The sequence below is a fragment of the Halomonas sp. TH-94 genome (assembly GCF_057473365.1).
The window spans coordinates 23,036-42,420 of the sequence record NZ_JBYCKL010000061.1 but is presented as its reverse complement, the minus strand read 5'-3'; the positions used below and the strand labels follow the sequence as shown (position 1 = coordinate 42,420).

At 63.5% G+C, this 19,385-nt stretch carries 17 protein-coding genes and 2 tRNA genes; 17 read left to right on the top strand and 2 right to left on the bottom strand.

From position 1 onward, the window contains the following. Positions 1-1,466: carbamoyl-phosphate synthase large subunit (gene carB / locus AC2VNO_RS12225; protein ID WP_486934370.1), on the top strand; the 1,466-nt coding region annotated here is incomplete at its 5' end. Beyond that, positions 1,463-1,939, top strand: a complete 477-nt coding sequence (gene greA / locus AC2VNO_RS12220) for a transcription elongation factor GreA (protein ID WP_486934369.1) — start codon at positions 1,463-1,465, stop codon at positions 1,937-1,939. The genes carB and greA, both read left to right, overlap by 4 nt. 94 nt (positions 1,940-2,033) lie before the next feature. Here the strand turns inward: greA and yhbY are convergent, their stop codons facing one another. After that, entirely contained in the window at positions 2,034-2,360 is a 327-nt protein-coding gene (gene yhbY, locus AC2VNO_RS12215) for a ribosome assembly RNA-binding protein YhbY (protein ID WP_228579198.1), read from the bottom strand. Positions 2,361-2,524: 164 nt separating this feature from the next. On the opposite strand from yhbY, the gene rlmE reads away from it, so the two are divergent. From rlmE to pnp, 15 genes are all read left to right on the top strand, one after another. Continuing rightward, complete coding sequence (gene rlmE / locus AC2VNO_RS12210) at positions 2,525-3,202, top strand: 23S rRNA (uridine(2552)-2'-O)-methyltransferase RlmE (protein WP_486934368.1); 678 nt, start codon at positions 2,525-2,527, stop codon at positions 3,200-3,202. 222 nt (positions 3,203-3,424) lie between these two features. Then, positions 3,425-5,452 carry an ATP-dependent zinc metalloprotease FtsH gene (gene ftsH / locus AC2VNO_RS12205; protein ID WP_486934367.1) on the top strand — a complete coding sequence of 676 codons (2,028 nt, stop codon included), beginning with the start codon at positions 3,425-3,427 and terminating at the stop codon, positions 5,450-5,452. 85 nt (positions 5,453-5,537) lie between these two features. After that, positions 5,538-6,404, top strand: a complete 867-nt coding sequence (gene folP / locus AC2VNO_RS12200) for a dihydropteroate synthase (RefSeq protein WP_486934366.1) — start codon at positions 5,538-5,540, stop codon at positions 6,402-6,404. Continuing rightward, positions 6,397-7,746: a phosphoglucosamine mutase gene (gene glmM, locus AC2VNO_RS12195; RefSeq protein ID WP_486934365.1), complete on the top strand. Its 1,350-nt coding sequence runs from the start codon at positions 6,397-6,399 to the stop codon at positions 7,744-7,746. The genes folP and glmM overlap by 8 nt, the downstream gene beginning before the upstream one ends. A 71-nt stretch (positions 7,747-7,817) precedes the next feature. Further along, positions 7,818-8,567, top strand: coding sequence for a triose-phosphate isomerase (gene tpiA, locus AC2VNO_RS12190; protein WP_486934364.1), 750 nt, complete (start codon positions 7,818-7,820; stop codon positions 8,565-8,567). A 4-nt stretch (positions 8,568-8,571) separates the two neighbouring features. After that, a complete protein-coding gene (secG, locus tag AC2VNO_RS12185; RefSeq protein ID WP_486934363.1) occupies positions 8,572-8,931 on the top strand; it encodes a preprotein translocase subunit SecG in 360 nt (119 codons plus the stop codon). A gap of 24 nt (positions 8,932-8,955) precedes the next feature. After that, positions 8,956-9,042 (top strand) — tRNA-Leu (locus tag AC2VNO_RS12180). Positions 9,043-9,178: 136 nt separating this feature from the next. Then, positions 9,179-9,255 (top strand) — tRNA-Met (locus tag AC2VNO_RS12175). A 212-nt stretch (positions 9,256-9,467) separates the two neighbouring features. Further along, complete coding sequence (rimP, locus tag AC2VNO_RS12170) at positions 9,468-9,929, top strand: ribosome maturation factor RimP (protein ID WP_228579191.1); 462 nt, start codon at positions 9,468-9,470, stop codon at positions 9,927-9,929. A 52-nt stretch (positions 9,930-9,981) separates the two neighbouring features. Then, positions 9,982-11,475 (top strand): transcription termination factor NusA, encoded by a 1,494-nt coding sequence (gene nusA / locus AC2VNO_RS12165; protein WP_228579190.1) that lies wholly within the window; start codon positions 9,982-9,984, stop codon positions 11,473-11,475. A gap of 27 nt (positions 11,476-11,502) precedes the next feature. Next, complete coding sequence (gene infB / locus AC2VNO_RS12160) at positions 11,503-14,040, top strand: translation initiation factor IF-2 (RefSeq protein WP_486934362.1); 2,538 nt, start codon at positions 11,503-11,505, stop codon at positions 14,038-14,040. An 18-nt stretch (positions 14,041-14,058) separates the two neighbouring features. Further along, positions 14,059-14,472 (top strand): 30S ribosome-binding factor RbfA, encoded by a 414-nt coding sequence (gene rbfA / locus AC2VNO_RS12155; RefSeq protein WP_486934361.1) that lies wholly within the window; start codon positions 14,059-14,061, stop codon positions 14,470-14,472. Further along, positions 14,472-15,389, top strand: coding sequence for a tRNA pseudouridine(55) synthase TruB (gene truB / locus AC2VNO_RS12150; RefSeq protein ID WP_486934360.1), 918 nt, complete (start codon positions 14,472-14,474; stop codon positions 15,387-15,389). The genes rbfA and truB overlap by 1 nt, the downstream gene beginning before the upstream one ends. Before the next feature lie 100 nt (positions 15,390-15,489). After that, positions 15,490-15,759, top strand: a complete 270-nt coding sequence (gene rpsO, locus AC2VNO_RS12145; RefSeq protein ID WP_228579186.1) for a 30S ribosomal protein S15 — start codon at positions 15,490-15,492, stop codon at positions 15,757-15,759. A 200-nt stretch (positions 15,760-15,959) separates the two neighbouring features. Then, positions 15,960-18,092, top strand: a complete 2,133-nt coding sequence (gene pnp, locus AC2VNO_RS12140; protein ID WP_486934359.1) for a polyribonucleotide nucleotidyltransferase — start codon at positions 15,960-15,962, stop codon at positions 18,090-18,092. 109 nt (positions 18,093-18,201) lie between these two features. On the opposite strand, the gene AC2VNO_RS12135 is transcribed toward pnp, so the two are convergent. Beyond that, positions 18,202-19,377 carry an acetyl-CoA C-acetyltransferase gene (locus AC2VNO_RS12135; RefSeq protein ID WP_486934358.1) on the bottom strand — a complete coding sequence of 392 codons (1,176 nt, stop codon included), beginning with the start codon at positions 19,375-19,377 and terminating at the stop codon, positions 18,202-18,204. Positions 19,378-19,385 lie beyond the last annotated feature (8 nt).

The window sequence follows — 19,385 nt, the reverse complement described above, 5'->3', positions numbered from 1 at the left end:
GCGACGACGGCTATGAAACCATCATGGTCAACTGCAACCCGGAAACCGTCTCCACCGACTACGACACCTCCGACCGCCTCTACTTCGAGCCGGTGACCCTGGAGGACGTGCTGGAGATCGCCGACAAGGAGCGGCCGGTCGGTGTCATCGTCCAGTTCGGCGGCCAGACTCCGCTCAAGCTCGCCCGCGAGCTCGAAGCTGCCGGCGTGCCGATCATTGGCACCACCCCGGACGCCATCGACCGCGCCGAAGACCGCGAGCGCTTCCAGCAGATGATCGACAAGCTGGGCCTCAAGCAGCCGCCCAACGCCACCGCGCGCAGCTTCGACGAGGCCTTTGCCAAGGCCGAGGCGATCGGTTACCCGCTGGTGGTGCGCCCGAGCTACGTGCTCGGTGGTCGCGCCATGGAGATCGTCTATTCCGCCGATGAGCTGGAAAACTACATGACCCACGCGGTCAAGGTTTCCAACGACTCGCCGGTGTTGCTCGACCACTTCCTGAATGCCGCCATCGAGATCGATATCGACGCCGTCTCCGACGGGCATGAGGTGGTGATCGGCGGCATCATGCAGCACATCGAGCAGGCCGGCGTGCACTCCGGCGACTCCGCTTGTGCGTTGCCGCCCTATTCGCTGCCTGCCGATGTGCAGGACGAGATGCGCGAGCAGGTCAAGCGCATGGCGGTCGAGCTGGGCGTGGTCGGTCTGATGAACGTGCAGCTGGCGTGGCAGGACGACGAGATCTACGTCATCGAGGTCAACCCGCGCGCCTCGCGTACCGCCCCCTTCGTCTCCAAGTGTATCGGTACCTCGCTGGCCCAGATCGCTGCCCGCTGCATGGCCGGCAAGACCCTGGCCGAGCAAGGCTTCACCCGCGAGATCGTGCCGCACTTCTACAGCGTCAAGGAGGCGGTGTTCCCGTTCAACAAGTTCCCCGGCGTCGATCCGATTCTGTCGCCTGAGATGAAGTCCACCGGCGAAGTGATGGGCTCTGGCGATACCTTCGCCGAAGCCTTCTACAAGGCGCAGCTGGGGGCCGGCGAGGCGATTCCCAAGCTCGAAGGGGAGCGCAAGGCGTTCCTCTCGGTGCGCGAGCCGGACAAGGCGGGTGTTATCGAGATCGCTCGTTCTCTGCTAGCATTGGGGTTCACCCTTTGCGCGACCCGCGGCACCGCCGCTGCCCTCGAAGCCTCTGGCCTCGAGGTGGAGGTCGTCAACAAGGTCTTTGAGGGTCGTCCGCATATCGTCGATCTACTCAAGAACGATGATATCGCCTATATCGTCAATACCACCGAAGGTCGCCAGGCGATCAATGACTCTTCGGTGATCCGTCGTACTGCGCTGGCTCGCAAGGTGCCCTATGCCACCACCCTGGCAGGGGCGAGTGCCGTTTGCATGGCACTGGAATACGGCAACGAGATCACGGTACGACGGCTTCAGGAACTGCATGCAGGAGCAACGCAATGAACAAGGTCCCGATGACCGTTGCCGGCGAGGCACGCCTGCGCAAGGAACTCGAGGAGCTCAAGGGCGAGGCTCGCCCCAGGGTGATTGCGGCAATCGCCGATGCCCGTGAGCATGGCGATCTCAAGGAGAACGCCGAATATCACGCTGCGCGAGAGGAGCAGGGCTTCATCGAGGGGCGGATCCAGGAGATCGAGAGCAAGCTCTCCAACGCCCAGGTGATCGACGTCCAGAAGCTGCCGCAGACCGGCAAGGTGATCTTCGGTGTCACGGTCGAGCTGATCAACCTCGGCAATGACGAAGAGGTCAGCTATCAGATCGTCGGTGAGGACGAAGCCGAGATCAAGGCCGGCAAGATCTCCGTCACTTCACCCATTGCCCGTGCCCTGATCGGCAAGGAGGAGGGCGACGTGGTGGTGGTCAGCACGCCCGGCGGCGAGGTGGAGTACGAGATTTCCAGCGTCGAGCATCGCTGAGCGCAGCATTGCCTCATGCATGAAAAAGCCCGCGACATGATGTCGCGGGCTTTGCGTTGGCCTCTCGGCGCCCGGCTTGGAGCTGCTGCCCGTATCAGTGCCGCCCGTGGTGATTCTCGAAGCGCTTGACGTTGGAGAGCTTCGGGTTCGCCTGGGGGTTCCTGCGATAGAGCAGCGCCATCTTGCCGATGGTCTGCACGCGCTCGGCGCCGCTGGCCGCGATCAGCTCGTCGAGCATGGCGGCGCGGTCATCGCGCTCCGGCAGGGCCAGCTTCACCTTGATCAGTTCGTGATCCGACAGCGCCCGGTCGAGCTCGGCCAGCACGCCCTCGGAAACGCCGTTCTCCGAAACCGTTACCACCGGATTCAGGTGGTGGCCGATGCTGCGAAATGCTTTCTTTTGTGCCTGTGACAAGCTCATGGTATCTTGCGTCTTCCCGGTTGCGCGTAACCTGTCATGGTACGGTGAAATGCTCGCCGGTGAAAGCATGGCAAGGCCCGTTCGGCCCACGTCCAGCTCCGCTTCATACCGAACCAGGCCGCCGAGCCTGAGCTCAGTTCGGCATCTTCAGTCAAGGTGATCGTGTGGCTCGATCCACTTCCTCCAACCATGACGGTGCGTCCGATAGCCCGCGGCGCCAGCGGGGCGCCAGCAAGACGAGTGCCGGCTGGCTCAAGGAGCATTTTGACGACCGCTTCGTGCAGCAGAGCTGGCAGGACGGCTACCGCAGTCGGGCCAGCTACAAGCTGTTGGCGCTCGACGAGAAGGACCGGCTGTTCAAGCGCGGGATGAGCGTGATCGACCTGGGGGCGGCCCCCGGCGGCTGGAGCCAGGTGGCGGCCGACCGCGTTGGCCCCGAAGGCCTGGTGATAGCCTCGGACATACTCGAGATGGATGCGCTGGCCGGGGTGGAGTTCATTCAGGGCGACTTCACCGAGGAGGCCGTGCTCGAGTCGATCCTGGCCGCTCTCGACGGCCGGCCCGTAGACCTTGTCATGTCGGACATGGCCCCCAATATGAGTGGTATGAGTGCCATCGATCAGCCCCAGGCCATGTATCTGGTGGAATTGGCGCTCGATCTGGCACGCCAGACACTGCCACCCGGCGGCCGGTTTCTGGCCAAGGTGTTTCAGGGCGAGGGCTTCGATGCCTACCTGAAGGAGCTGCGTGAGAGCTTTGCCAAGGTGGTGACACGCAAGCCGGAGGCGTCCCGCGCCCGTTCGCGTGAGGTCTACCTGCTGGCGGAAGGATATCGGGGCTGAGCCTTGGCTCGGCCCCAGCGACACGAGCCAGGGCGCGGCTGTCCCCGTCCTGGGCGATTGATGATAGCTTTAGACTAATAGCGCTATGGCCAGACATGGCCGTTCAACTGTGCCACAGTGTGGAATGGTGCGGCTTGTCTTCGAGGCGGAACATGGCCTCTCCTTTCGTGGTCTTAGAGCCAGGCATCGTTGGCCGGAGTAGCTTGCAATGAGGGTAGACCCTTGAATGATATGGCGAAGAACCTGATCCTCTGGTTGGTCATCGCAGCGGTGCTGCTGACGGTGTTCAACAACTTCACCGTCGACACGGCGCCGCAGACGATGAACTATTCCCAGTTCGTCCAGCAGGTGCAGAACCAGCAGATCCGCAGCGTGACCATCGATGGCTACCGTATTACCGGTGAGCGCGGCGACGGTTCGCAGTTCCAGACCATCCGGCCGGCGGCGGAGGATCCCAAGCTGATCGACGATCTGCTGACCAACAACGTCACCGTTGTCGGCAGGGAGCCGCAGGAGCAGAGCCTGTGGACCCGGTTGTTGATCGCCAGCTTCCCGATCCTGCTGATCCTCGCCATCTTCATGTTCTTCATGCGCCAGATGCAGGGCGGCGCAGGTGGCAAGGGCGGGCCGATGAGCTTCGGCAAGTCCAAGGCCAAGCTGCTCTCCCAGGATCAGATCAAGACCACCTTCGCCGACGTCGCCGGCTGCGACGAGGCCAAGGAGGAAGTCGAGGAGCTGGTCGACTTCCTGCGCGATCCTTCCAAGTTCCAGCGCCTGGGGGGCACCATTCCCCGTGGCGTGTTGATGGTGGGCCCTCCGGGTACCGGTAAGACGCTGCTGGCGAAATCCATCGCCGGCGAGGCCAAGGTACCGTTCTTCTCGATTTCCGGCTCCGACTTCGTCGAGATGTTCGTCGGCGTGGGTGCGTCCCGCGTACGCGACATGTTCGAACAGGCCAAGAAGCAGGCGCCCTGCATCATCTTCATCGACGAAATCGACGCCGTGGGCCGTTCGCGTGGCGCCGGCATGGGCGGCGGCAACGACGAGCGCGAGCAGACCTTGAACCAGCTGCTGGTTGAAATGGACGGCTTCGAGGCCAACGAAGGCATCATCGTCATCGCCGCCACCAACCGTCCCGACGTGCTCGACCCCGCGCTGCTGCGTCCGGGCCGCTTCGACCGCCAGGTAGTGGTGCCGCTGCCCGATATCCGCGGTCGTGAGCACATCCTCAACGTGCACCTGCGCAAGGTGCCGCTGGCCGACGACGTCAAGCCGTCGCTGATCGCTCGCGGTACCCCCGGTTTCTCCGGTGCCGACCTGGCCAACCTGGTCAACGAGGGGGCGCTGTTCGCTGCCCGCCGCAACAAGCGCCTGGTGGGCATGGAAGAGCTGGAGCTGGCCAAGGACAAGATCATGATGGGCGCCGAGCGCCGCTCCATGGTCATGACCGACAAGGAAAAGCTCAACACCGCGTATCACGAGTCGGGTCACGCCATCATCGGCCTGGTGATGCCGGAACACGACCCGGTCTACAAGGTCACCATCATCCCGCGTGGCCGCGCCTTGGGCGTCACCATGTTCCTGCCCGAGCAGGATCGCTACAGCCTGTCGCGTCAGCAGATCATCAGCCAGATCTGCTCACTGTTCGGTGGCCGTATCGCCGAGGAGATGACCCTGGGGCCGAACGGTGTCACCACCGGCGCTTCCAACGACATCAAGCGCGCCACCGAATTGGCCCACAACATGGTCGCCAAGTGGGGTCTCTCCGAGGAGATGGGGCCGATCATGTACGACGAGGACGAGTCGCACCAGTTCCTCGGCGGCCCCGGTCAGGGCGGCGGCAAGCTGAAATCCGGCGAGACCATCTCACGGCTCGACAAGGAAGTGCGCAAGGTCATCGATGAGTGCTATGAACGTGCCAGGGTGATCCTCGAGGAGAATCGCGACAAGCTCGACGCCATGGCCGAAGCGCTGATGCTGTATGAAACCATCGACGCCGACCAGCTCAAGGACATCATGGAGGGTCGCACGCCGCGTCCGCCCAAGGACTGGGAAGACGGTGACTCCGGCACGCCGGCCCCGGTCGGCGGTGAGCCGCAGCCCGAGCCCAAGAGCGAGGAGGCACCGTCGGTCGAGCCGACCGACGGCGGCAGCGACAGCGGCGAGGGCGGGGATCATGGAGACGAAGACGAGGACGAAGAGCCGCGTCGTCGGCCCTCGGACCCGCTGGGCGGCCCTGCCGGGTCGTGATCGCCGATGCTGATTCTCAGGCGCCCCACTGGGGCGCCTTTGCCGTGGGGCGCCCTGGCCCGATCCAAGCGACAGGACTCCTGACATGAAACGCACCTCTGCAGCGACCTGGTTGCCGTGCGGGCGGCACCGCCTCGATCTATCCTTCCCTCGTATCATGGGAATTCTCAACGTTACTCCAGACTCCTTCTCCGACGGTGGCCGGCATATCGCTCTCGACGATGCTCTGCGTCACGCTGAGCGCATGCTGGCGGAAGGAGCGGCGATCATCGATGTGGGGGGTGAGTCGACTCGCCCCGGCTCGCAGGCGGTTTCCACCCAGCAGGAGCTGGATCGTGTAGCCCCGGTGGTCGAACGTCTGGTGTGCGAGCTCGATGCCCTGGTGTCGGTGGATACCAGCAATCCCGAGGTGATGCAGCAGGCCGCAGCGCTCGGTGCCGGCATGATCAATGACGTGCGAGCGCTCACCCGCGAGGGTGCGCTGGAAGCGGCGCTGGGTACCGGCCTGCCGGTGTGCTTGATGCACATGCAGGGTGAGCCCCAGGACATGCAGCAAGCGCCCCATTATGATGAACCCATCGAGGAGGCCGTGGCCGATTTTCTGGCATCACGGGTGGCAGCCTGCGAGGCTGCCGGACTGCGCCGTGAGCGTCTATTGCTCGATCCCGGCTTCGGGTTCGGCAAGACGGTGGAGCACAATTTACGTTTGCTCAATCGCATGGAGCGGCTGAGTGCCCATGAGCTGCCGCTGCTGGTAGGCATGTCGCGCAAGAGCATGATCGGCAAGGTTCTCGGACGGCCGGTGGAGGAGCGGCTGTCCGGCGGGCTGGCGCTGGCATCGCTGGCGATTCAGCGCGGTGCCCGTATCCTTCGCGTTCATGACGTTGGCCCGGTCATGGATGCGGTGAACATGACCTGGGCCGTGCTTAGGGAAGGCTGCGAGAATGACTAGAAAATACTTTGGTACGGATGGCATTCGTGGAACGGTGGGAGAGTACCCCATCACGCCGGATTTCATGCTCAAGCTGGGCTGGGCCATGGGGCGGGTGCTGGCTCGGGAGACAGGTCGCGCTCGCGTACTGATCGGCAAGGATACGCGTATCTCGGGCTACATGTTCGAGTCGGCGCTTGAGGCGGGGCTGTCTGCAGCCGGGGTCGATGTGGCCCTGCTCGGACCGATGCCCACGCCGGGGATCGCCTACCTTACGCGTACCTTCCGCGCCGATGCCGGTATCGTCATATCGGCCTCGCACAATCCGTTCGCCGACAACGGCATCAAGTTCTTCTCCACCGAGGGCACCAAGCTCGCCGACGATATCGAGGAGCGCATCGAGTCGATGCTGGACGAGCCTTTGACCACGGTCGCTGCGGGCAAGCTGGGCAAGGCGGTGCGTATCGATGATGCCGCCGGGCGCTACATCGAATTCTGCAAGTCGACCATTCCCAATCGGCTCAGCCTGCACGGGCTGCGCATGGTGCTCGACTGCGCCCACGGTGCCACCTACCACATCGCACCCAGCGTGTTCCGTGAGCTGGGCGCCGAGGTCAGCCTGGTAGGGGCGAGCCCCGATGGCCTCAACATCAATCGCGAAGTCGGCTCCACCTCGCCGGCCACCCTGCGTGCTGCGGTCATCCAGCAGAGCGCAGACCTGGGCATCGCCTTCGACGGCGACGGTGACCGGGTGCTGATGGTCGACGCCGATGGCCGCGAGATCGATGGCGACGACATCCTCTACCTGATCGCACGCGACCGTCACGAGCGGGGCCAGCTGATAGGTGGTGTGGTCGGAACCCTGATGACCAACCTTGGGCTCGCCATGGCGCTGGAGCGCATGGGAATCCCCTTCGAGCGTGCCAAGGTGGGCGACCGCTACGTGGTGGAGCGGTTGGTGGCCAACGGCTGGCAGCTCGGCGGCGAGTCGTCCGGTCATATCGTCTGTGCCGACGTCCAGAGCACCGGTGACGGTATCGTCTCGGCGCTGCAGGTCCTGGCGATCATGATCAGTGAGGGCAAGCCGCTGAACACGCTGCTTTCCGGCCTGGAGAAGGTGCCTCAGGTGCTGGTCAATGTGCGCCTCACGCCGGGAAGTGATGCCAAGGCGCTGATGGAGAGGCCGGCGGTGAAGGATGCCGTCGCTGCCATGGAGGCTGAGCTGGGCGACGAGGGTCGCATCCTCTTGCGCCCCTCGGGCACCGAGCCGCTGATACGCGTGATGGTCGAAGGGCGCGCGCATCTCGACGTCGAGGCACTGGCACGCCGACTGGCCGCACAGGTAGAGGAAGAGTTGGGTTGACCTTTGCCCAACGGTTGTCTTGACTTGGCGCCTCCTATACCATTTCGCTCCACTTTGAAAGAGGACGCAGCATGCGAACGCCGCTGATTGCCGGGAACTGGAAGATGAACGGTTCGGCCTCTCTGGTCGAGGAGTTCGGACGGAGTTTTGCCGAGCAAGCGCTCCCGGCGTCATTGGATATCGTCATTCTGCCCCCCTTTCCCTATTTGGACGCGGCGCGGCAAGCCTTCGAGGGCACGCCGTTACGTCTGGGGGCGCAGACCCTGAATCCGCTGCACTCCGGCGCTCGCACCGGTGAGGTGAGTGGGCGCATGCTCAAGGAGTTCGGCGTAGCGTTTGCTCTGGTGGGTCACTCCGAGCGTCGTCAGCTCTACCGTGAGGATGACGAAGCCGTGCACGACCGGTTGCTGGCGGCTCTGAATGTCGACATCACACCGATCCTGTGTGTCGGCGAGACCCTGGAAGAGCGCGACGCCGGCAAGACCATGGAGGTGGTGCTGCGCCAGGTGGGCTATGTCATGGCGCGCCTGGAGCCCGATCAGCGCGAGCGTGTCGTGATTGCCTATGAGCCGGTCTGGGCGATCGGCACCGGGCGCACGGCCACGCCGGATCAGGCACAGGAGGTCATGGCCGGTATCCGCCAGTATCAGGCCGGTTTCGACCGTGAACTTGCGGCAGGCCTGCGCCTGCTGTACGGCGGCAGCATGAACGCGGGCAACGCGGCCGAGCTGTTGGCCCAGCCCGACATCGACGGCGGCCTGGTGGGCGGTGCTTCGCTCAAGGTCGACGATTTCCTAGCCATTTGTCAGTCAGCAGGTTGAACTCATGCAAGTTGCGATTCTCATGATCCATGTGGCGATCGCCATCGCCCTGGTCGTACTCATCCTGCTACAGCAGGGCAAGGGCGCCGAAGCCGGTGCCGCCTTCGGTGGTGGCGCCTCGCAGACCGTGTTCGGTTCGCGTGGTACCGGTGGCTTTCTCTCGCGTACCACCGCGGTACTGGCAGCGGCCTTCTTCGCCACCTCGCTGACCTTGGCCTACTTTGCCACCCAGGCGGGGCAGGCCCCGGAAGCGGGTATTCCCGATGCACGCCTGATCGAACAGCAGCGCGGGCTGCCGACGCTTGACGATGAGGCCCGTGATGTGGATAATACCGCGCCAGTGCTGGAAGAAAGGGACGGCTGAGGTCGTCATTCAGCAGTCAAGCAAGCCGAAGTGGTGGAATTGGTAGACACGCTATCTTGAGGGGGTAGTGACCTTACGGTCGTGCGGGTTCAAGTCCCGCCTTCGGCACCATCTGAAGCGCTGCGGTCCATCGGGGTCGCGAGTCGTCAGAAGCAGGATTGGCACCAGAAGGGTTGGGGGTAATGGATGTATGCGAGTCTTCTTGACGCAAGCGCATCCGACGCCTACAATCGCCGACCTGGAATGTTGCGGGGTGGAGCAGTCTGGTAGCTCGTCGGGCTCATAACCCGAAGGTCATCGGTTCAAATCCGGTCCCCGCTACCATTTTTCGATCAGGCATCCATGGGGATGCAAATTGGCGAAAATGGTACTACAGGTTTCTTGTGAAAGGCCCCTTCCTGTGAAGGGGCTTTTTGTTAGCAGCTAACTGCCGGCATTGGCTGGCAGTGCTTATCCGGGCAACGCCAATCAGCCACCTAGCTTTCCTGTTCACTCCCGGCCAGGTGCCTGATGCAACGGCTGTAGGAGCTTTCTCTGTGGCACTCAAGGACGCTGCGCTCTATGCGCTGATCGAACCGGTGGTCACCGCCATGGGATTCGAGCTGTGGGGCATCGACTATCGCTCCCAGGGCAAGCAATCCCGCCTGGTGATCTACATTGATCATGCTGATGGCGTGAGCGTGGATCACTGCGCCGACGTCAGCCGTCAGGTCAGTGCCGTGCTCGACGTGGAGGACCCCGTTCCGGGCGAGTATCGCCTGGAGGTGTCGTCGCCGGGCATGGACCGTCCGCTGTACAGCCTTGACCAGTTCGCCCGCTATGCGGGACACGAGGTGGCGCTGAAGCTGCGCGTGCCGTTCGACGGACGGCGCAAGTTTCAGGGGCTGCTGGCTGGGATCGAGGCAGACGAGGTGCTGCTGCAGCTCGACGGCGAAGAATACTGCTTTCCCATCGAAAGCATCGATCAGGCGCGGGTAGTCCCGCGGTTCAAGGACTGAGGCGCAGGCCAGGTTCGGTGCACAAGAACAGGTTTTCTGGCGAGGCAAAGGCATGAGTAAAGAAATTCTGACGGTCGTCGATGCGATCTCCAACGAGAAGGGCGTTCCCCGCCTAGTGATCTTCGAGGCGGTCGAGGCGGCGCTGGCCAGCGCGTCACGCAAGCGCTTCGAAGGGCGTGAGGTCAGTGTGCGCGTGCACATCGACCGCCAAACGGGTGAATACGAAACCTTCCGCCGCTGGGAGGTGGTAGAGGACGACGAGTTCGAGAATCCCGACGCCGAAATCAAGGAATCCTTCGCCGAGCGTCGCGACCCGCCTCTCAAACTGGGCGATGTGGTCGAGGAACAGATCGAGAATGCCGCCTTCGGCCGTATCGCTGCCCAGACCGCCAAGCAGGTGATCGTGCAGAAAGTGCGCGAGGCCGAGCGCGCCGAGGTGGTACGCCAGTACGCCGAGCGTGAAGGCGAGCTGGTCGCCGGTATCGTCAAGAAGACCACCCGCGACGGCCTGATCATCGACCTGGGCGACAACGCCGAGGCGTTCCTGCCGCGCAGCGAAATGATTCCCGGCGAGCGCTATCGCATGAACGACCGTGTGCGTGCGCTGCTGACCAAGGTCGATGCCGACGCGCGTGGCGCTCAGCTGATCCTGTCGCGCACCTGCCCGGAGCTGATCATCGAGCTGTTCAAGATCGAGGTGCCGGAAATCGCCGAGCAGCTCATCGAGATCAAGGGTGCGGCACGCGATCCCGGCTCCCGGGCCAAGATCGCGGTCAAGACCAACGACCGGCGCATCGATCCGGTCGGCGCCTGTGTCGGCATGCGCGGCTCCCGCGTACAAGCGGTATCCAGCGAGCTGCAGAACGAGCGGGTCGACATCATTCTGTGGGATGACAATCCCGCTCAGCTGGTCATCAACGCCATGGCGCCGGCCGATGTCGGCTCGATCCTCGTCGATGAGGACGCCCACGCCATGGACGTAGCCGTCGCCGAGGACAATCTGGCCCAGGCCATCGGCCGCAGCGGACAGAACGTACGCCTGGCTTCCGAACTCACCGGCTGGCGAATCAACGTCATGACCGAAAACGAGGCGGAAGACAAGCGCGAGCAGGAAATCGACAGCCTGGTCGAGAACTTCATCCAGCATCTGGAGATCGAGGACGACCTCGCTCGACTGCTGGTGGAGGAGGGCTTCACCACGCTGGAGGAGATCGCTTACGTGCCCCTCGAGGAAATGCTCGAGATCGAGGAGCTCGACGAAGAGTTGGTGGAAGAGCTACGTGCTCGCGCCAAGGATGAACTGCTGACCCTGGCCATTGCCTCCGAAGAGGAACTCGACGGCGCTCAGCCGGCCGACGACCTGCTGGAAATGGACGGCATGGAGCGTCATCTGGCCTTTATCCTGGCCAGCCGGGGCATCGTCACCATGGAGGATCTCGCCGAGCAGTCCGTCGACGATTTGATGGACATCGAGGGCATGGACGAGGAGCGCGCTGCAGCACTGATCATGACTGCCCGTGCGCCCTGGTTCGAGAACGAACAGTAAACGGGTCACGGGCTGAGGAGGGTCGAGATGTCAGAAATGACCGTAAAAGATTTTGCAGCGAAGGTAGGGCGCGAAGTGCCTCGCCTGCTGGAACAGATGAAAGAAGCCGGGCTCGAGCACAAGTCGGAGAGCGACGCCGTGTCCGAGGAGGACAAGCGCAAGCTGCTCGACTACCTGACCAAGAGTCATGGTAGTGCCGGTGCCGGGGCGCGCAATCGCATTACGCTGACGCGCAAGACGCGTAGCAAGATCAAGACAGGCGAGCGGGGCAAGACGATCGAGGTGCAGGTTCGCAAGAAACGCACCTACGTCAAGCGTGCCGAAGAGGAAGAAGCGTCCAAGCCGGAGCCGGTTGAAGAGTCCGGGCCGCGCCAGCTGGTAGGCGACATGGCCGACTCACGGGCCAAGCACGAGGCCGAGCAGGCGGAACAGGCACAGCAGGTCGCGCGCGAGGAGGCCGCCAAGGCCGAGACCGCCAAGGCCGAAGCCGCTCAGGCAGAGGTTGCCGAGGTGACTGCCGAGCCCGCGATTGCCGTGCCTGAGCTGCGTCGCAGCCAGGAGGAGCCGGTCGCCGAGCCCGAGCAGCCGGCGCCACCCAAAGAGGGTCGCACCGACCGCCGTACCGCGCCGCCCAAGAAGGCCTCGGCCAAGAAAGGGCGCCACGATCGCGACGAGGAAGATCGCGGTGATCGCGAGGAGCGTCGTCGCGGCGGTGGCAAGAAGGTCAAGCGTGCCGAGCGCCGTGGCGGCCGTCGTGGCTCCAGCCAGGGCGGTGGTGGCAAGCACGGCTTCCAGAAGCCGACGCAGCCCATCGTGCGCGAAGTCTCGATTCCCGAATCGATCAGCGTTGCCGAACTTGCCGACAAGATGTCCATCAAGGCGAACGAGGTCATCAAGACCATGTTCACCATGGGCGCGGCGGTGACCATCAACCAGACCATCGATCAGGACACCGCGGCCATCGTGGTCGAGGAGATGGGCCACAAGCCCAAGCTGATCAAGGACGATGCACTCGAGACCGAAATGCTCGAAGGCATCTCCTACGAGGGCGAGGAGATCACCCGCTCACCGGTGGTTACGGTGATGGGTCACGTCGACCACGGCAAGACCTCGCTGCTCGACTACATCCGCAAGGCCAAGGTGGCTACCGGTGAGGCCGGCGGTATCACCCAGCACATCGGCGCCTACCACGTCGAAGACGAACACGGTGGTGTGACCTTCCTCGACACCCCGGGCCACGCGGCGTTTACCGCCATGCGTGCCCGCGGTGCCAAGGCGACCGACGTGGTCATCCTGGTGGTGGCGGCCGATGACGGCGTGATGCCCCAGACCATCGAGGCGATCGAGCACTCTCGTGCGGCCGAGGTTCCGATGGTGGTGGCGGTCAACAAGATCGACAAGCAGGGCATCGATCTGGACCGGATCAAGAACGAGCTCTCCCAGCACGGCGTGATCTCCGAGGAGTGGGGCGGCGACACTCAGTTCGTCCACGTCTCGGCCAAGACCGGTGAAGGCATCGAGGACCTGCTGGAAGCGATCCAGTTGGTTTCCGAAGTGCTCGAACTCAAGGCAGTGCCTGAAGCGCCCGGCAAGGGCGTGGTGGTCGAATCGCGTCTCGACAAGGGTCGTGGCCCGGTCGCTACCGTACTGGTACAGAACGGTACCCTGAAGCGTGGCGATATCGTGCTTGCCGGCCTGCACTACGGTCGCGTGCGCGCCCTGACCAATGAGCTCGGCCAGCAGGTCGATGAGGTCGGGCCCGCCATGCCGGTGGAGATCCAGGGTCTCGACGGCACGCCTGACGCCGGTGACGACTTCATGGTCGTGACCGACGAGAAGAAGGCCCGTGAGGTTGCCAACTTCCGTCAGGGCAAGTACCGCGAAGTGCGCCTGGCACGCCAGCAGAAGGCCAAGCTGGAGAACATGTTCAGCCAGATGGGCCAGGACGAGGTGGCCAAGGTCAACGTCGTGCTCAAGGCCGACGTGCAGGGCTCGCTGGAAGCGATCAAGGGTGCTCTGGAAGAGCTCTCCACCGACGAGGTCCAGGTGGCAGTGGTCTCCTCCGGCGTGGGCGGCATCACCGGCACCGACGCCAACCTGGCGCTGGCCTCCGAGGCCATCGTGGTCGGCTTCAACGTGCGTGCCGACGCCGCTGCTCGCGAGATCATCGAACGCGAAGGGCTGGATCTGCGCTACTACAGCGTCATCTACCAGCTGATCGACGAGGTCAAGCAGGCCATGAGCGGCATGCTGGCGCCGGAGTGGAAGGAAGAGATCGTCGGTGTGGCCGAGGTTCGCGACGTCTTCCGCGCGCCCAAGATCGGTGCGGTGGCCGGCTGTATGGTGGTCGAGGGCGGCGTCTTCCGTAACAAGAAGATCCGTGTGCTGCGCGACAACGTGGTCATCTACGAGGGCGAACTCGAGTCGCTGCGCCGCTTCAAGGACGACGTCCAGGAAGTGCGCAACGGCATGGAGTGCGGCATCGGCGTGAAGAACTACAACGACGTCCAGGTCGGCGACAAGATCGAGGTCTTCGACCAGGTCAAGGTCGAGCGGACGCTGTAATCGCAGCGGGAGTTGAGCATGCGCGAGTTCAAGCGTACCGACCGGGTCGGCGATCAGATGCAGAAGGAGCTGGCCGTACTGATCCAGCGTGAGGTCAAGGACCCGCGCCTGGGTATGGTCACGGTCAGCGGGGTCACGGTCAGCCGTGACCTGGGCTACGCCGATGTCTACGTGACCCTGCTGGGCGAGGACAGCCCAGAGCACATCAAGGAGAACCTCAAGGTGCTCAAGCAGGCGTCTGGCTTTCTGCGCAGTCAGATCGCCCGTCGCATCAAGCTGCGCCATGTGCCGGAGCTGCGCTTCCACTACGATGAAAGCGTGGTGCGCGGCCAGCGACTCTCTTCGCTGATCGACGAGGCCGTCGAGCGCGACCGCTCTCGGCAGCCGGACGAGGAAGGTGAGCCGGGCAGCGGTGAGGAAGACGGTCGCTGATGGCACGTCGCCGTCGCGGCCTGCCGGTGAACGGCGTGCTGTTGCTCGACAAGCCCAAGGGCGCGTCGAGCAATCACGCGTTGCAGCGAGCCCGGCGCATGCTGCAGGCGCAGAAAGCGGGGCACACCGGCACGCTGGATCCCATGGCGACCGGGCTGTTACCGGTGTGCCTGGGCGAGGCGACCAAGTTCTCGGCCCATCTGCTGGAAGCCGACAAGGTCTACCGTACTCGTGTGCAACTGGGTGCGGTGACCGATACCGGTGATGCAGAAGGCGAGGTCGTGGAGCGCTGTGAGGTGCCGGTGCTCGAGGCCGCGGATGTCGAACGCGTTCTCGAGCAGTTCCGCGGCGAGATCGATCAGGTGCCGCCGATGTATTCGGCACTCAAGCATCAGGGTCGCAAGCTCTACGAGCTGGCTCGCGAGGGCAAGACGATCGAGCGTGCAGTGCGTCGTGTGACGGTGTATGATGCGCGGCTGCTTGCCTTCGAGGGCGATGCCTTCGAACTCGAAGTGCGGGTGAGCAAGGGCACGTACATACGCACCCTGGCCGAAGATATCGGGCGGGTGCTCGGCTGTGGAGCCCACATCACGGCCTTGCGTCGACTCGCTACCGGCCCCTTCGGCAGCGAAGTGATGCTGGAGCTGGATGCCCTCGAAGCGTTGCCGGGACAGCGCGAGCGTGAAGCCACGCTACTGCCGGTCGACGTGCTGGTGGCGCATCTGCCACGGCTCGACGTGAACGAGGCGGCAAGGCAGCGCCTCGTGCATGGTCAGGCGGCCAATGTCGATAGCGTCGACGTGCCGAGCGGCGAAATGGCAAGACTCTACTGCGACGAGGCCTTCATCGGGCTTGGCGTGGTGACGGGGCCACAGGAGGTGGCGCCGAAGCGGCTGCTGAACACGGCGGCCGAATGACGGGCAGCGTGTCTGCCTGTGAGGGAGAGACGTCCGAGACTGCAAATATGCGTGGTCTCATACATTCATGTTTCAGGCATATTGCTTACTGGAGAAACAGATGGCACTTACCGCTGAACAGAAGGCCGAAATCGTCAAGGAATTCGCGCGTGGCGACAACGACACCGGTTCCCCCGAGGTTCAGGTGGCTCTGCTGAGCGCCAACATCGATGGCCTGCAGGATCACTTCAAGACCAACAAGCAGGATCACCACTCGCGTCGTGGCCTGATCCGCATGGTCAACCAGCGCCGCAAGCTGCTGGACTACCTGAAGCGCAAGGATCTGTCGCGCTATCAGGCTCTGATCCAGCGCCTCGGTCTGCGTCGCTAAGAAAAGGGGATTTCGTAACGCGAAATCCACCTTTCTTCGGCCATACGAAACGGGCAGTCCCCTCAGGGGGCTGCCCGTTTTGCGTTTCCGGCGGCGAAAAGGGTGGTATAGGTGGCTCTCGTGCGCGTCAACCCCTAAAATGGTCGCCGAGTCAAAAAACGACCCATACATGAAGTAGAGACAAGTTGAAGGAAGTCGCCGTGAATCCGGTCAAGAAAACATTTCAGTACGGTCGCAGCACCGTCACCCTGGAAACCGGGCGCATCGCTCGCCAGGCCACCGCTGCCGTCATGGTCACCATGGACGACACCGTGGTGCTGTGCACCGTGGTCGCCAAGAAAGATGTCAAGCCAGGTCAGGACTTCTTCCCCCTGGCGGTGTTCTACCAGGAGAAGACCTACGCCGTGGGCAAGATCCCCGGCGGCTTCTTCAAGCGCGAAGGGCGTCCCACCGAGAAGGAGACCCTCACTTCGCGGCTGATCGATCGCCCCATTCGCCCACTCTTTCCCAAGGGCTTCATGAATGAGGTGCAGGTCATCTGTACGGTGCTCTCCACCGACCGCAATCATGATCCGGACATAGCGGCGATGCTCGGCACCTCCGCGGCGCTGTCGATCTCCGGCGTGCCGTTCAACGGCCCCATCGCTGCCGCCCGCGTCGGTTTCAACGAGGACAAGGGCTACTTCCTCAACCCCACGGTGGAAGAGCTCGCCGGCTCTGAGCTGGACATGGTCGTCGCCGGCACCGAGAAGGCCGTGCTGATGGTCGAGTCCGAAGCCGATGAGCTGCTCGAGGACGAAATGCTGGGTGCCGTGCTCTTCGGCCACCAGGAGATGCAGGTCGCCATCTCCGCCATCAATGAGCTGGCTGCCGAAGCCGGCAAGCCGAAGTGGGACTGGCAGCCGCCCGCGGAAAACACCGCGCTGAAGCAGGCCGTTGCCACGGCGTTCGAAGCCAAGATCGGCGAAGCCTATCGCATCACCGACAAGATGGCTCGCCAGGATGCGCTCGCCGCGCTCAAGGAGCAGGCGGTAGAGCAGCTGGTCGGTGAGGAAGAAGGACAGTTCAGTGCCGACGAGGTCAAGGGTGCCTTCGCCGGCCTGGAGAAGCGCGTCGTTCGCAGTCGCGTGGTCAAAGGCGAGCCGCGTATCGACGGCCGTGACCAGAAGACCGTGCGGCCGCTGGCCATCGAGGTGGGCAGCCTGCCCAAGACTCACGGCTCGGCGATCTTCACCCGCGGCGAGACCCAGGCGATCGTCATCGCTACCCTCGGCACCCTGCGTGATGCTCAGCTGATCGAGTCGCTGGAAGGCGAGCGCAAGGATCGTTTTCTGCTGCACTACAACTTCCCTCCCTACTGCGTGGGCGAGGCCGGTTTCATGGGCGGTCCCAAGCGCCGCGAGATCGGGCACGGCCGCCTGGCGCGCCGCGGTGTCGAAGCAATGCTGCCTGACGAGGCGGATTTCCCCTACACCATCCGCGTGGTTTCCGAAATCACCGAGTCCAACGGCTCGAGCTCCATGGCTTCGGTGTGTGGTGCCTCCCTGGCGCTGATGGATGCCGGTGTACCGATGAAGGCACCGGTGGCGGGTATCGCCATGGGTCTGGTCAAGGACGACGAAGGCTTCGCCGTGCTTACCGACATCCTCGGCGACGAGGATCACCTCGGCGATATGGATTTCAAGGTGGCCGGCAGCGCGGCTGGCGTCACCGCCCTGCAGATGGACATCAAGATCGAAGGCATCAACGAGGAGATCATGGAGATCGCCCTGCAGCAGGCCAACGAGGCCCGCCTGCATATTCTCGAGCAGATGAATACGGTGATCGCGCAGAGTCGTTCCGAGGTTTCCGAGAACGCACCCTCCATGGCCACCATCAAGATCGACCCGGACAAGATCCGCGACGTCATCGGCAAGGGCGGCGCCACCATCCGCAAGATCTGCGAAGATACCGGCGCGTCCATCGACCTGGACGATGACGGCACCGTGCGCATCTACGCCGAGGACAAGGCGGCGGCGAAGAAGGCCATCGACATCGTGCTGTCGATCACGGCAGAGGCCGAAATCGGCAAGCTCTACCAAGGCAAGGTGGTGCGCATCGCCGACTTCGGGGCCTTCGTCAACATCATGCCGGGGACGGATGGTCTGGTGCACATCTCCCAGATCGTGCCCGAGCGGGTCAATGATGTGCGCGATTTCCTCAACGAGGGTGACGAGGTGGTGGTCAAGGTGCTCGACATCGATAACCGCAACCGCGTGAAGCTCTCCATCAAGGAGATCACCCCGGAAGAGAAGGCGGCGTTCGAAGCCGAGCAGGCCGAGACCGCGCTGTAAGCCGCACTCGACGCCGAAACGCGAACCGCCCCCATGGCCAGGCCATGGGGGCGGTTTTTTTTGGGTGCTGCCACGCTAGCGAAAGCCAGCGAGGCAGCGGCTTTACCCCTTATCGCTCGATGGCGAGGGCAACACCCTGCCCACCGCCAATACACAGCGTGGCCAGACCCTTCTTGGCGTCGCGGTCGATCATCTCGTGCAGCAGACTGATCAGCACACGGCAGCCGGAAGCGCCGATGGGATGGCCCAGGGCGATAGCACCGCCGTTGACGTTGACCTTGGAGGTATCCCAGCCGAGCTCCTTGTTGACCGAAAGCGCCTGGGCGGCGAAAGCCTCGTTGGCCTCGATCAGGTCGAGATCTTCCAGGCTCCAGCCGGCTTTTTCCAGGCAGCGGCGAGTGGCCGGAGCCGGGCCGATGCCCATGATGGCCGGATCGACGCCGGCATTGCTGTAGGCGGCAATGCGTGCCAGCGGCTCGAGGCCGAGCTCCTTGGCCTTCTCGGCGGAGCAGATCATCACCGCGGCGGCGCCGTCGTTGAGGGAAGAGGCGTTACCGGCTGTGACGGAACCGTCCTTCTTGAACGCCGGCTTCATGCCGCCGAGCTTGTCGGCACTGACTTCGCGGGGGTTCTCGTCGGTGTCGAAGATCACCGGATCGCCCTTGCGCTGAGGGATTTCCACCGGGACGATCTGGCTCTTGAAGCGGCCTTCCTTGATGGCGGCGGCGGCCTTCTGCTGTGAAGCGGCGGCATATTCGTCCATGGCCTCGCGAGTGATGCCGTACTTCTCGGCCAGATTCTCGGCGGTAATGCCCATGTGGATGTTGTTGAAGGCATCCCACAGTCCGTCGTGCACCATGGTGTCGATGGCCTTCCAGTCGCCCATGCGCTGTCCGTTACGTGAATTGGGCAGAACGTGGGGAGAGGCGGACATGTTCTCCTGGCCGCCGGCGATGATCAGCTCGGCATCGCCGCAGCGGATGGCCTGAGTGGCCAGGTGGATGGCCTTGAGGCCGGATCCACACACCTTGTTGATGGTCATGGCAGGTACGGTGTGCGGCAGGCCGGCCTTGATGGCGGCCTGGCGTGCCGGGTTCTGGCCCACACCGGCGGTGAGCACCTGGCCTAGGAGTACCTCGTCGACCTGGTCGGGAGCCACACCGGTGGAAGCCAGAATGTCCTTTATCACCAGCGCACCGAGATCGCTGGCAGGTATGCCGGCAAGCGATCCTCCGAAGGCGCCGATGGCTGTACGACGAGCGGCGACAATCACCACATCTTGCATTGTAATTC